At 73.5% G+C, this 12,789-nt stretch carries 10 protein-coding genes; 8 read left to right on the top strand and 2 right to left on the bottom strand.

Going from position 1 to position 12,789, the window contains the following annotated elements; genetic code table 11:
- Window positions 1-120: 120 nt before the first annotated feature.
- A complete protein-coding gene (locus ABZU32_RS12450; protein ID WP_354846988.1) occupies window positions 121-552 on the bottom strand; it encodes an Lrp/AsnC family transcriptional regulator in 432 nt (143 codons plus the stop codon).
- A gap of 146 nt (window positions 553-698) precedes the next feature.
- Between ABZU32_RS12450 and ABZU32_RS12445 the strand changes: the two genes are divergently transcribed.
- Window positions 699-1,583 carry a tryptophan 2,3-dioxygenase family protein gene (locus ABZU32_RS12445; RefSeq protein ID WP_354920897.1) on the top strand — a complete coding sequence of 295 codons (885 nt, stop codon included), beginning with the start codon at window positions 699-701 and terminating at the stop codon, window positions 1,581-1,583.
- 98 nt (window positions 1,584-1,681) lie between these two features.
- Here ABZU32_RS12445 and ABZU32_RS12440 read toward each other — a convergent pair whose 3' ends face one another.
- Window positions 1,682-2,311, bottom strand: coding sequence for a cupin domain-containing protein (locus tag ABZU32_RS12440; RefSeq protein WP_354846797.1), 630 nt, complete (start codon window positions 2,309-2,311; stop codon window positions 1,682-1,684).
- Window positions 2,312-2,575: 264 nt separating this feature from the next.
- Here ABZU32_RS12440 and ABZU32_RS12435 point away from each other — a divergent pair, with 264 nt between their 5' ends.
- The 7 genes from ABZU32_RS12435 (at window position 2,576) to ABZU32_RS12405 (ending at window position 12,644) form a co-directional block, all read left to right on the top strand.
- Window positions 2,576-3,109, top strand: a complete 534-nt coding sequence (locus ABZU32_RS12435) for a 2Fe-2S iron-sulfur cluster-binding protein (RefSeq protein WP_354921009.1) — start codon at window positions 2,576-2,578, stop codon at window positions 3,107-3,109.
- Window positions 3,106-4,101 (top strand): xanthine dehydrogenase family protein subunit M, encoded by a 996-nt coding sequence (locus ABZU32_RS12430; RefSeq protein WP_354920894.1) that lies wholly within the window; start codon window positions 3,106-3,108, stop codon window positions 4,099-4,101. The genes ABZU32_RS12435 and ABZU32_RS12430 overlap by 4 nt, the downstream gene beginning before the upstream one ends.
- The gene (locus tag ABZU32_RS12425) at window positions 4,098-6,197 is read left to right on the top strand and encodes a xanthine dehydrogenase family protein molybdopterin-binding subunit (RefSeq protein ID WP_354920891.1); all 2,100 of its coding nucleotides are present in this window, start codon (window positions 4,098-4,100) and stop codon (window positions 6,195-6,197) included. Before ABZU32_RS12430 ends, ABZU32_RS12425 begins: the two co-directional genes overlap by 4 nt.
- Before the next feature lie 15 nt (window positions 6,198-6,212).
- Complete coding sequence (locus ABZU32_RS12420) at window positions 6,213-8,144, top strand: FUSC family protein (RefSeq protein WP_354920888.1); 1,932 nt, start codon at window positions 6,213-6,215, stop codon at window positions 8,142-8,144.
- 341 nt (window positions 8,145-8,485) lie between these two features.
- Window positions 8,486-10,912: an ATP-binding protein gene (locus tag ABZU32_RS12415; RefSeq protein WP_354920885.1), complete on the top strand. Its 2,427-nt coding sequence runs from the start codon at window positions 8,486-8,488 to the stop codon at window positions 10,910-10,912.
- Complete coding sequence (locus ABZU32_RS12410; RefSeq protein ID WP_354920882.1) at window positions 10,909-11,904, top strand: aminoglycoside phosphotransferase family protein; 996 nt, start codon at window positions 10,909-10,911, stop codon at window positions 11,902-11,904. Before ABZU32_RS12415 ends, ABZU32_RS12410 begins: the two co-directional genes overlap by 4 nt.
- Window positions 11,889-12,644, top strand: coding sequence for a class I SAM-dependent methyltransferase (locus ABZU32_RS12405; RefSeq protein WP_354920879.1), 756 nt, complete (start codon window positions 11,889-11,891; stop codon window positions 12,642-12,644). The genes ABZU32_RS12410 and ABZU32_RS12405 overlap by 16 nt, the downstream gene beginning before the upstream one ends.
- The last annotated feature ends 145 nt before the right edge of the window (window positions 12,645-12,789 follow it).

The following is a 12,789-nucleotide window of genomic DNA, read 5'->3' as shown; positions in this document are numbered from 1 at the left end:
GCGGTCGCACGGGGCTCCGGGGGGGCACGGGCCTCAAGGGCGAACGGGGGGGCGCATCGGGCACGGGGCGAACGGGGGCGCAGCGGGCAACGGAGGGAACGGCCCGCCGGCGCCGGGAGGTCACTCGTCGGCGGGAGCGAGCGCGCGCCAGGGCAGGGGGCTCGAGAGCATCATCATGCTGGAGGGCTGCCCGTAGGGGGCCAGGCGGTCGATGAGCTCCTCGAAGGCCGTCATCGAGGTGGCGGCGACGCGCAGCAGGCAGCAGGTGTCCCCGGTGACCCGGTGCACCTCGACGATCTCCGGCCAGGCGAGCGCCTGCTTGTCGCGCAGCACGCACCGCACTCCATAGCAGGACATGCGGATCAGGGCGCTGACCTTGCGGCCGGCGCGGGAGGGGTCGATCCTGGCGTGATAGCCGGCGATCACGCCGGTCTCCTCCAGCCGGCGCACCCGCTCGGCGACCGCCGGGGCCGACAGGTGCACCCGCCGGGACAGCTCGCTGTAGGACAGTCGTGCGTCCGCCTGCAGTTCGGCCACCAGGGCCCAGTCCATCGCGTCCACGGTCACGCTCCGTCATTCGCAAACCGGAAACCGTCTTCCGCCTTCCGTTCCGAAGGCGGAAGGGGCGAATCGCTATCGAGTCATCATTTCACTGGAATTCTATATAAGTGAACATGGAGGTGAACTGAGGAGTTGGGATGACGAGCAGACGGCGGGCCGGAGGCGCCCGGGTGAGATCCTTGGCCGGGCGCCTGCGTGCCCCTGCGCAGGCGGCCGAGCACGTGGCGCCCACCCTGGAGTTCGCCGACGGCACCCCTTACGACCACTATGTGGCGGCGCAGGCGCTGCACGGGCTCCAGCGGACGGTCACCGACGTGCCCGAGGAGCGCGCCTTCCTGGTGACGACCCAGGTGATGGAACTGTACTTCGGGCTGATCCGGTCGGAGTGGTGGCTCGCGCAGCGGCTGCTGGACGACGACGAGGTGGTGGGGGCGACGGCGGTGCTGGCCCGCAGCGTCCGCTACTTCGAGGCGCTCAACGCCTCCTGGGCGGCGCTGAGCTGGCTCACGCCCGCCCAGTTCAACGCCTTCCGCGACGCGCTGGGCGAGGCCTCGGGGTTCCAGTCGGCCATGTACCGGCACCTGGAGTTCCTGCTGGGCAACAAGTCGGAGCCGCTGACCCGCCCGCACCGCCGCAGCCCGGCGGTGTACAAGGAACTGGTCGACGCCCTGCGGCGCCCCAGCCTGTACGACAGCGTGCTCGCCCTGCTCGCCAGGCGCGGGTTCGAGATCCCCCCGCCCGGCGACCCGGCGCAGGAGTACGTGCCGAGCCCGCTGGTGGAGGACGCCTGGGTCCGGGTCTACGCCGAGCACGGCCCGGGGGAGGAGCTGTGGTCCCTCGCCGAGACGCTCACCGACCTGTCCGAGAGGTTCTCCGACTGGCGCTACCGGCACCTGATGGCCGTGCGCCGCTCGATGGGCGCCAAGCCGGGCTCGGGCGGCTCCAGCGGGCTCACCTGGCTGGAGCGCAGCCTGCGCCGCGACGTGTTCCCCGAGCTGTGGTCCGCCCGCACCCGCATGTGACTCCGGCACGGATGTTCACCGGTTTTCGTCCCACGTAACACCTTGCCCTCCGGGTGAACGGGTGAGGCCGAGGCGTCCTGCCGGTCGGAAACAGCCGGTCAGAACAGCCGGGGGGTGACCACCGAGACCACCGTGGTGACCGCGTCGGTGTCGTTGTACATGGCGTGCGGCACGGTGGAGCGCAGGTGGACACTATCGCCCGGGTAGAGCCGGTGTTCCACGCCGTCCACCTCGTACAGCAGCTCGCCCGACAGCACGAAGGCGAACTCCTCGCCCGCGTGCCCGTAGGCGTCCTCGCGCCGCCCCCCGGGGGCGATGTGCACCAGCAGCGGCTCCAGCACCAGGTGCGGCCCGCGGGCCGACAGCATGCGGTAGGTCTGCTGGCCGGAGACGTACTCGGTGGCCGCCGTCGAGGCCCGGGTGAGCGTGAAGTGGGAGGGAAGCCGGGCGATGTCCGCGCGGTCGTCGCCCGGCTGCTGCTCGTCGTCGAAGAAGTCGGCGACGCTGTGGTCGAGCGCCGCGGCGACGCCGTTCAGCGCGGTGAGCCCGATGGAGGAGATGCCCCGCTCGACCTGCGACAGGAAGCCGATCGACAGCCCCGAGCGGGTGGACAGCCCGCGCAGCGTCATGCCGCGCTCCTTGCGGAAGCGGCGCATGCGGGCGCCGACGGCGTCGGGCCGGTCGCGCTGGTCGTGCTCGCCGCGGCCCTGGCGCGCCGATGTGCCCACCGGATGACCTCCTCGATCGGGCGGCGCGGCCGCGCCTTTCAACGGTAAAGAGCACACCTATTTCACCCCAGGTGCCGTCCGCGTGCCAACCGGGGTCCGCTCCGTCCCCGCCGGCCGACCCGCCCGGGGGCCGCATTGCCCGGCCGGGGACCGGGACGGGCAATGATGGGCCGCCCTTGGGATAACCGTGACATGTCCGGGGGTAGGGAAGCGCGGGTGAAAGGCCAAGCCAATACGCCCGGCGAGGACCCGGCCCCGGTCCCGATCACCGCCGATCTCCAGCTTCGTGTCAATGACCGGCTATATCCGATCACGGCCGACACCAGGGAGTCACTGCTGGACACCCTCCGGGAGCGCCTGGGCCTGACCGGCGCGAAGAAGGGCTGCGACCACGGCCAGTGCGGCGCCTGCACGGTCCTGGTGGACGGCAGGCGGGTGGTGTCGTGCCTGACGCTGACGGTGTCGGTGGACGACGGCGCCGTCACCACTGTCGAAGGGCTCGCCGCCTCCGGCGCCGTCCACCCGCTGCAGCGGGCCTTCGTCGAGCACGACGCCCTGCAGTGCGGCTTCTGCACTCCCGGGCAGCTCTGCTCGGCGGCGGGCATGCTCGCCGAGGCGGCGGAGGGACGGCCGAGCCTGGTCAGCGCCCGCGACGCCGCCGGGGCCGGCGGCCCGGTGACCCTGGACGAGGAGGAGATCCGCGAGCGGATGAGCGGCAACCTGTGCCGGTGCGGCGCCTACCCGGGCATCGTCGCCGCCATCGCCGAGGTGGCCCGGTCGGCGGAGGTGGCGCGATGAGACCCTTCGCCTACCAGCGCCCGCCCACCGTAGCCTCCGCCGTGGCCGCGGCAGGCGCGGACGCGGACGTGATGTACCTGGCCGGCGGCACCAACCTGGTCGACCTCATGCGGCTCGGCGTCGCCGCACCGGGCACGCTCGTCGACGTCACCCGCGCCGTCTCCACCGCCATCGAGGAGACCCCCGGCGGCGGCCTGCGCATCGGCGCCGGCGCGCGCAACGGCGACCTCGCCGCCCACCCCGTGGTCCGCCGCCGCTACCCGGTGCTCGCCGAGGCGCTGCTCTCCGGGGCCTCCGGCCAGCTCCGCAACATGGCGACCGCGGGTGGCAACCTGCTCCAGCGCACCCGCTGCTCCTACTACCAGGACGTCACCAAGCCCTGCAACAAGCGCAGCCCCGGCACCGGATGCCCGGCCCGTGAGGGCGAGCACGGCAACCTGGCGATCCTCGGCCACTCGGAGAGCTGCGTGGCCACCCATCCCTCCGACATGGCCGTCGCCTTGGCGGCGCTCGGCGCGCTGGTCCACGTGGAGGGGCCCGCCGGGGCGCGTCAGGTGCCCATGCCCGGGTTGCACCGGCTGCCCGATGACGACCCCTCACGCGACACCGTCCTGTCGCCCGGCGAGCTCATCACGGCGGTGGAGCTGCCCGCGCTGCCGATGGCCGCCCGCTCGGCCTATCGCAAGGCGCGCGACCGGGCGTCGTTCTCCTTCGCCTCGGTGTCGGTCGCGGCGGCGCTGGAGGTGGACGGCGGCGCCGGGGGAGTGGTGCGCGACTGCCGCATCGCCCTGGGCGCCGTCGCGCACGTCCCGTGGCGGGCCGAGACCGCCGAGGCCGCGCTGCGGGGCGGGCCCGCGACCGAGGAGGCGTTCATCCAGGCCGCGGGCGCCGAGCTGGAGCGGGCGCGCCCGCTGCCGCGCAACGGCTACAAGGTGCCGCTGGCCCGTAACCTGATGGCGCGCGTGCTGGCCGATCTGGCGGCCCGGCCATGACCGCCGCCCCGCCCGTCACGGGCGCCCGCCACGTGGGCGAGGCCCTCGACCGCGTGGACGGCCTGGCGAAGGTCACCGGCAGCGCCATGTACGCCTACGACCACGGCCCGGCCGACCTGCTGCACGCCGTGCCGGTCGAGGCCGCCATCGCCCGCGGCGAGGTCGTCCAGGTGGACGTGGACTCCATGCTCAAGCGCCCCGGCGTGGTCGCGGCCATCTGGCACGGCAACGCGCCCCGGCTGGCGACCTCCGACGAGGATCTGGCCGTCCTGCAGTCGCGGCGGGTGTCCTACCGCGGCCAGTACATCGCCGTCGTGGTGGCCGAGACCCTGGAGGACGCCCGTGAGGCGGCGCGAACGCTGCACGTGCAGTACGCGCCGGAGGAGCACGACGTCGGCCTGCGCGCCGACCACCCGAAGATGTACCGGCCCGACGCCGTCAACGCCGGCCACCCCACCGACACCGAGCAGGGCGACCCCGACGCCGCCCTCGCCTCGGCGCCCGTCGTGGTGGACGAGGTGTACAGCACCCCGGCCGAGCACAACAACCCCATGGAGCCGCACGCCACGGTCGCCGAGTGGCACGGCGACGGGCTGACCGTCCACGAGCCGTCCCAGAACGTCACCGGGCTGCGCGCGACCCTGGCCTCGCTGTTCGGCATGCCGCCCGCCCACGTGCACGTCGTGTCGCCCTACGTCGGCGGAGGGTTCGGCTCCAAGGCCAAGGTGCACCCGCACGTCATCCTCGCCGCCCTGACCGCCAAGCAGGTCGGCCGGCCGGTCAAGATGGCCCTCACCCGGCGGCAGATGTTCGCGGCCACCGCCTACCGCACCCCGACCATCCAGCGGATGAGGCTGGGCGCCGAGCCCGACGGGCGGCTGGTCGCCCTCACCCATGACGTCTTCGAGCAGAGCTCGGCCCTCGCCGAGTTCGCCGAGCAGGCCGCGGTGCCCTCGCGCACGATGTACGCGGCCCCGCACCGCCGCACCACCCACCGCCTGGTGCGGCTGGACGTGCCGACCCCCTCGTGGATGCGCGCGCCCGGCGAGTGCCCGGGCATGTTCGCGCTGGAGTCGGCGATGGACGAGCTGGCCATCGCCTGCGGCGTCGACCCGATCGACCTGCGGGTGCGCAACGAGCCGGCCGCCGATCCGCACAGCGGGCTGCCGTTCAGCTCCAGGAACCTGGTCGGCTGCCTGCGCGAGGGGGCCCGGCGCTTCGGCTGGGCCGGACGCGACCCGCGCCCGGGCATGCGGCGCCGGGGAAGGCTGCTGGTCGGCACCGGCGTCGCCGCCGCCACCTTCCCCGCCCTTCGCGCCCCCTCGTCGGCGAGCGCCCGGGCCGAGCCCGACGGCCGGTACACGGTGCGCATCGCCGCCGCCGATATCGGCACCGGCGCGCGCACCGTGCTGACCCAGATCGCGGCCGACGCCCTGGGCTCCACGCCGGGCCTGGTCACGGTGGAGCTCGGCGACAGCGCGCTGCCCCGCGCCGCGGTCGCGGGCGGGTCCATGGGCACCGCCTCGTGGGGGACGGCCGTGGTGCGCGCGTGCGAGGCGCTCAGGGAACGACTCTCGGCCGTGGGCGGCGCCGTCCCGGCCGGTGGGCTCGAGGCCACGGCCGACACCACCCAGGAGGTGCGCGGCCGGCAGCGGTACGCCCGCCACGCCTTCGGCGCGCAGTTCGCCGAGGTGACCGTCGACGCCGACACGGGGGAGACCCGCGTGCCGCGCCTGCTCGGCGTGTTCGCCGTGGGCCGCATCCTCAATCCCAAGACCGCGCGCTCGCAGCTCATCGGCGGCATGACCATGGGGCTGTCGATGGCTCTGCTGGAGGAGAGCATCATGGACCGCGAGTTCGGCGACTACCTCAACCGCGACCTGGCGCAGTACCACATCGCGGCCAACGCGGACGTGCGCGACGTCCAGGCGTTCTGGCTGGAGGAGGACGACCCGCACCTCAACCCCATGGGCTCCAAGGGCATCGGTGAGATCGGCATCGTCGGCACCGCCGCGGCCATCGCCAACGCCGTCCACCACGCCACCGGGGTGCGGATCCGCGACCTGCCGATCCGCCTGGACAAGCTGGTGCGCTGAACGCGTCCCCGGCCCGTGTTCTCGCTGTCCTCGCTCTTCCGGCATCCCGCCGACCGGCTGGCCGGCGCGGCTCCCGGCTGGCTGGTGGAGACGGTCCGGCCCGCTCCGGCGCGGCCGGACTGGGCGGCGATGGCGCGGGTGGCGGCCTCCGTCACCGGCCCCCTGGTCGCGACCCTGGCCGCCGGGCGGCTCACCCTGGGCCTGCTACCCGCGATGGGGGCCATGGCGGCGGCGCTGGCCGACCGGGGCGGCTCCTACCGCGCCCGGGTCATCCGCATCGCCGGCGCCGCGTGCGGCGGGTCGGCCGGGTACATGATCGGCCACTCCGCACGCGGCCTCGGCTGGTGGACGGTCCTGGTGGCCGTCGCGGTGTCGGTGCTGTCCGCGCTGGTCAGCGTCTCGGGGGCGGCCGGGTCCCTGGGCGGGCTGCAGTCGCTGGTGATGACCGTGCTCGGCCTCGGCGTGTCCTTCCCTCAGGGGCCGGTGACCGGGGCGTCGGCCTACGCCGCCGGCGCGGCCTGGGCGATGGTGCTGTCGGTCGCAGGCTGGCCGCTGCGTCCCCGCGCCGCCGAGGAATCGGCCGTCGCCGGCGCCTACCGGGCGCTCGCCTGCCTGCTGGAGCGCTGGCACACCGGCAGGGCCGAGGCTCTGACCGCCTTCGACGCCGCGCTGAAGAAGGCCTACGACACCGTGCTCGGCGCCCGGTCGGCGGCGCTCGGCCCCGACCGGGAGCGCACCCGCCTGGTCGCTCTGCTCAACCAGGCCATCCGCGTCCGCAACGCCCTGATCTCGCTCATCGAGGAGGGGCGCGAGCCGGCGCCCGAGATCGCGCAGGCTGTCGCCTCGATCGCCGGCGCGCTGGCCGGTGAGGGGACCGCCGGCCGGCCGAAGCGGCTGGAGGCCGTCTCGCCCGCACTGCGGGCGGTGTGCGCGGCGGTGAACGACACCGTGGAGCTGCTGTCAGGGAGCGAGGTCCCCTCCGGCCAGGAGCCGGTCCGCGAGGCGGCCGGCCCTGGCGCGAGGATCGGCCGGCTCTGGCAGCGGCTGCGGTACGGGCACCTCGCCCGGGTCTACACGGTCAGGCTCGCGCTGTGCATGGGGGTGGCCGCCGCGCTGAGCGAGTTGCACTGGATCGAGCGGTCCTACTGGGTCATGCTCACCGTCGCGCTGGTGCTCAAGCCGGACTTCGGTTCGGTCTTCGCCCGGGCGGTGCAGCGGGGGATCGGGACGGTCGTGGGCGCGATGCTCGGCACCCTGGTGCTGTTCGTGGTGCCCTACGGGCCCGGGATCCTCATCCCCCTGGCGTTGTTCGCCGCGCTCCTGCCCTACGGCCAGCAGCGCAACTGGGGGCTGATGTCCACCTTCCAGGTGCCGCTGGTCGTGCTGCTGGTCGACCTTCTGACCGGCGCGGGGCCGCGGCTGGCGGAGATCCGCCTGGTGGACACCCTGATCGGCTGCGCCATCGTGCTGGTGTTCGGCTACCTGCCCTGGCCGGCGAGCTGGGAGGCGCCGGTGGGGCCGCCGTTCGCCGACGCGGTGGCCGCCACGGCCCGCTACCTGCGGCACGCGTTCGAAGGCGGCCCGCCGTGCGCGCTGCTGCACCGCGAGGCGTTCGACGCCCTGGCCGACCTTCGCACGGTCTTCCAGCGGGCGCTGACAGAGCCGCCGGTGGTCAGCAGGCGCGTCACCACCTGGCTGCCGGCGATGACCGCGCTCGAGCGGGTGGCCGACGCGACCGCGGCCACGGCGGCCCTGACCGAGCACGGCCGGGACGCGCCCTCGCCGCAGGCGGTCAGCCGGACGGCCGCGTCGCTGGAGGAGATCGCCGAGCAGGTCCGCGCCGGGCGGCCGGTGGCCGACCAGGTGCGCCTGACCGCCGACGGCCCCCTGGAGCCGATCACCGAGGCCGTCCGCGGCCTGCACGACACCCTGACCGGCCGCCCCTGACCGGCCGCCCCTGACCGGACGGCCGGCGTCGTCCGTCCCCGCCGATGATTGCGACCGATAGTGCCTACTGCCGCTTATTCGTAATAAGCGGTATTCGTCCCTCTTCTCCGGATTTGCCGCTCTCTATTCGCGTGTGTCCCTCCGCTTTCCGTATTCCCCGGAGACCGGCACCCACCACGAACGAACCGACCGCCCACCAGCCCCGCAGAGAACCCGGGCCACCTTTGCGACCTCCCGATATTTCGTGACATGCGCAGGACGCCGCCACCCGCGAAATGGCGGTTAGGATGTGCATCGCCAAGGGCGGACCCTGGTATTCACTCCCTCCCCCAGGAGACCGGATGTCACTGCAGCCGAGGTTCCGGCGGGTGGCCGCACTCGACAGGCGGTTCGTCGACCGCGAGGACGTTCTTGAGGCGTTCATGAGGGAATTGCGCGACCGCGGGGACGCGCGGGGGCCACGGGTCTTCAACGTGACCGGCGTCGGCGGCATCGGCAAGTCGCGGCTGCTGCGTGAGCTCAAGAAGCGGGCGGAGCAGGAGGGCTGCCGCACCGCGCTGCTCGACCTCCAGGTCCCCGCCATGCGCCAGCAGGAGGACGCCCTCGCGGTCCTGCGCATGGAGCTCGGCCGGCAGGGCGTGATCTTCGACCACTTCGACATCGCCTACGCCGTCCTGTGGCAGCGCCTGCATCCGCACCTGAAGATCAGCCAGGCGGAGCTTCCGTTCGCCGACGAGAGCGAGATCCTCACCTCGATCCTCGACGAGACCTCCGGCCTGCCGGTGTTCGGCACCGCGGTCGGGCTGCTGAAACTCGCCCAGCGTGCGCGCTCCTCGGTCCGTCACCGCCGGGTGATCAAGGACGACGAGGTCCTCCAGCGGCTGGACGAGCTGTCCAACACCGACGTGCTGGACGCCGTCACCTACCTGTTCGCACAGGATCTGCGCGCCTCCGGCGGCATGCCGTGCGTGGTCTTCGTCGACGCCTACGAGGCGTTGGTCCCCATCCCGGTCAAGACCGGGCGGGTGTCCAGCGCCGACGCGTGGCTGCGCGACCTGATCGCCCAGCTCGATCGCGGTCTGGTGGTCGTGGGCAGCCGCGAGCCGCTCGGCTGGCAGGTCCACCACCCCGAGTGGGCCGAGATCGTCAACGAGTGCAAGATGGACGGGCTGCCGATGGACGCCCGGCTGGAGCTGCTGCAGCAGGCCGGCATCTCCGAGGGCGTCGTCATCGCCCAGGCGTCCCAGGGCCTGCCCTTCTACCTGCACCTTGCGCTGGACACCCAGGCGGGCAACGCGCGGGCGGTGTCCATGGAGGAGATCTTGCAGCGGTTCCTCAACCACGTCGCCCCCGCCGAGGTGCGGCTGCTGGAGCTGCTGAGCGTCGCCAGGACCTTCGACTTCGAGATCTTCCACACCCTCGCCCAGGCTTACGACCTGCCCGCCGACCGCTTCACGTGGGAGTCGCTGACCGCCTACTCCTTCGTCTACCCCGCCGGGGAGCACGGCCTGCGTCTCCACCAGTTGATGGTGGTCGCGCTGCGGGCGCGGCTCAGCCCCGAAGCCACCCGGGAGGTGCACGCCCACCTGCGCGCCGCCTGGGACGCCCGCGCCGCCGCGGGCGACGGGACGGCCCTGCGCGAGGCGGTGTACCACGGGGTGCGCGCCGGGGCGCTGAGCGCCGAGGACCTGCTGGACTACGCCGACCGCAGCATCCGGCGCGGCGGCAAGCAGGCGGGCGACGGCATCCTCGCCGACCTGACCGAACTCGGCCTGCACGGGGAGCTGGCGGAGGCCGCCCGCTGTCTGGCCGTCGAGGCCGCGATCACCATGGGCGACGCCGGGCAGGCCGCCGCGCTGGCCGACCTCGGCCCGGCCCCCGCCGTCGGCAGCACGGCCCAGGCGCGGCTGGCGATGGCCGCGGCACACGCCATGCGCATCGCCGGCGACACCACCGAGGCGGGCCGGGTCTACACCCGCGTCTGGGAGCGGCATCGGGGGCCGGTCCGCCCGATCGCCGGGCTGTGGGTGGCCGAGGTCCCCATGTGGCAGGGCCGGTTCGCCACCGCGTTCTCCCTGGCCGAGCAGGTGCTGAGGGACGCCCCCGAGGACGACTGGGTGCTGCGCGGTGACGTGCTGCGGCTGATGCACCTCGGCCGCCGTTTCCACCTCGACTTCGCCGAGGCCGCCGTGCGGCTGGAGGAGGCCCACGCCTGCTACGCGCGGTCGGGGTCGGTGGTGGGATTGGCCAACATCGCCACCAACCGGGTCGAGCTGGCGGCCTGGGACGACCCGGCGGCGGCTCTGCGCCTGGCGGGCGAGGCGATCGCGCAGCAGCAGGAGCTCGCCGCGCTGCACGAGCTCGGCAAGACCTACACCGGGCTCGCCCTGGCGCAGATGCGCCTCGGCGAGCTGCGGGCGTCCTCCGACTCCTTCGCGCTGGCCTGCGAGTACCTCGACCGGGCGGGTTACCGGTCGGGCCGGGCCAGGGCCGAGTTGTTCCGCGCGCTGCTGCACGTCCTGCAGGGCTCGCCCGAGCGGGCGGCCAGGGCGCTGGTCTGGGCGGCCGAGGAGTTCATCGCCTCGGAGGTCTACCCCACGCTGATCGTGGCCGCGCACCAGACGCTCGAGCGCATCGACCTGCCCGACGAGCAGGTGGCTCGGGCCGCCGATGAGGCGCGCGGCCGGATAGAGCCGCTCGACTCGCTTCCGGCACTGGAGTCCCGCATGGCCGATCTGATCGAATCGGTCCTGGGAGGACACCGATGACGATGGAACTGTACGAGACCGCCCGGGCGCACCTGGACGCCGCCGCCGGTTACTACAACAAGAACGTCCGCGTGCCCACGCCCGACGGGCCCGTGAACGTTCGTATCCCCATCGACGGCGCGGACGTCATGGACCTGCGCCTGTGGCGGGAGGATGAGGTCCTGCCGGCGATCGCGCCCTATGTCGCCGACGCGCCGCGGCTGCTGCACACCTCCGCGGCCCCGCTCTTCCAGGTGCACCAGTTCATCCACGGCCGGGTGCTCAACGACCTCGCCCCCCGCGGCGTCCCGGTCCCCGGGCATGTGCCCGGGGACGTCGTCCGGCTGCTCACCCAGCTGGCCGAGATCCCGCGCGAGAAGTTCCCGTCCCTGCCGCCCGACTGGCCGGTGGGAGAGGACACCCAGGGGTTCGGGCGCCGGCTGTCGGACCTGACGCGGTGGGTGTACTCCAGCTTCGCCACCGAGTACGCCTGGCTGTACTCCGCGTTCAAGGTCCCGGCGGACCCGGTGGCCGCCGCCGAGGCGCTGTGGCCGGGCATGACCGCCCGCCCCCTGGTGTGCGTGCACGCCGACATCCACCGCAAGAACATGATCGTGGACGACGGGCGGACGGTCTTCCTCGACTGGGAGCTCGCCCTCTGGGGTGATCCGGTCTACGAGATGGCCGTGCACCTGCACAAGATGGGCTATCTGCGCGCCGAGCGCGACCGCGTCGTCGAGCTGTGGGCCCGCGCCATGCCCCCCGGGCACATCCTCGGCTGGGAGCACGACATGGAGGTCTACCTGGCCCACGAGCAGATCAAGTCGGCCGTCGTGGACACCGTCCGCTACGCCCAGCTGTTCGTGGATCCCGACTCCGCCCCCGAACCCGAGCCCGAGCTGGTCGCCAAGCTCACCGAGAAGCTCAACAACGCCTACCGCCACTGGGGCGTCTCCCCGCGGGCCGAGGAGGACCAGGTCGAGGCCACCCTGCAGCGGTGGGCGCGGCGGTGATCCGTTTCCGCGGCGAGCTGGCGCGCAACTACGTGGACGGTCGCCGGCTTCCCGAGGAGACGGTGGCGGTGTGGATGCGCGCCGTGGCGCCCTGCATCGCCGTCTCCGGGGGCCCGGTGCTCGACCTGGGGGCGGGCACGGGGCGCTTCTCCCGCGCGCTGGCCGGGCACTTTTCTGTACGGGTGGTCGCCGTCGAGCCCTCGGCGGAGATGCGCGCGGCCGCGGCGGCCGCGGCCGGCCCCGACGTCGGTGTGGTGGGCGGCCGGGCCGAGGCCGTCCCATGCGGGTCCCGGGCCTTCCAGGCGATCTGGGCCTCCCAGGTGGTCCACCACATCGAGGACTTCGACCGGTGCGCCGCCGAGGTGCGCCGGGTTCTGGTCCCGGGGGGCCGGCTCGTCGTCCGCGGCGCCTTCCACGACGCCGAGCGGACGACGCTGTTCCATACCTACTTTCCCGACCTCGTCGTCCTGGCCGAGGAGAGAGGCCGTGCTCTGGCGGCCCTGACGCGCGCGCTGGAAGGGGCCGGGATGGCCGCCGAGCGCCGCGACACGGTCGTCCAGACCTCGGCGCCGACCCTGGCCGCGTTCGCCGGCCAGGTGGCGCTGCGTGCGCACAGCCCGCTGCGCCGCCTGAGCGACGACCGGTTCGCCGAGGGGCTCGAACGCCTGAGGAAGGACGCCGCCCGCTCCCCGGACAGTGGGCCCATCACCAGCGCCATGGATCTCGTCGTCTACTCCTGAGCACACCTCGGCCCGTCCCGCGTTGACGCCGTCCTGCCGTGCGGTCTTTCCGGTGCGCATCGCGCCCTGACCGCGGGGCCGGGCGAGACCGTTGCGCTATTCATGTATTTACGGTAGGAAATACCTATGAAGATGCTGGTCTGTC

The sequence above is a fragment of the Sphaerisporangium sp. NPDC005288 genome (assembly GCF_040607475.1).
Classification (GTDB): Bacteria; Actinomycetota; Actinomycetes; order Streptosporangiales; family Streptosporangiaceae; genus Sphaerisporangium; species Sphaerisporangium rhizosphaerae.
This window is presented reverse-complemented; position numbering and strand designations above follow the sequence as displayed.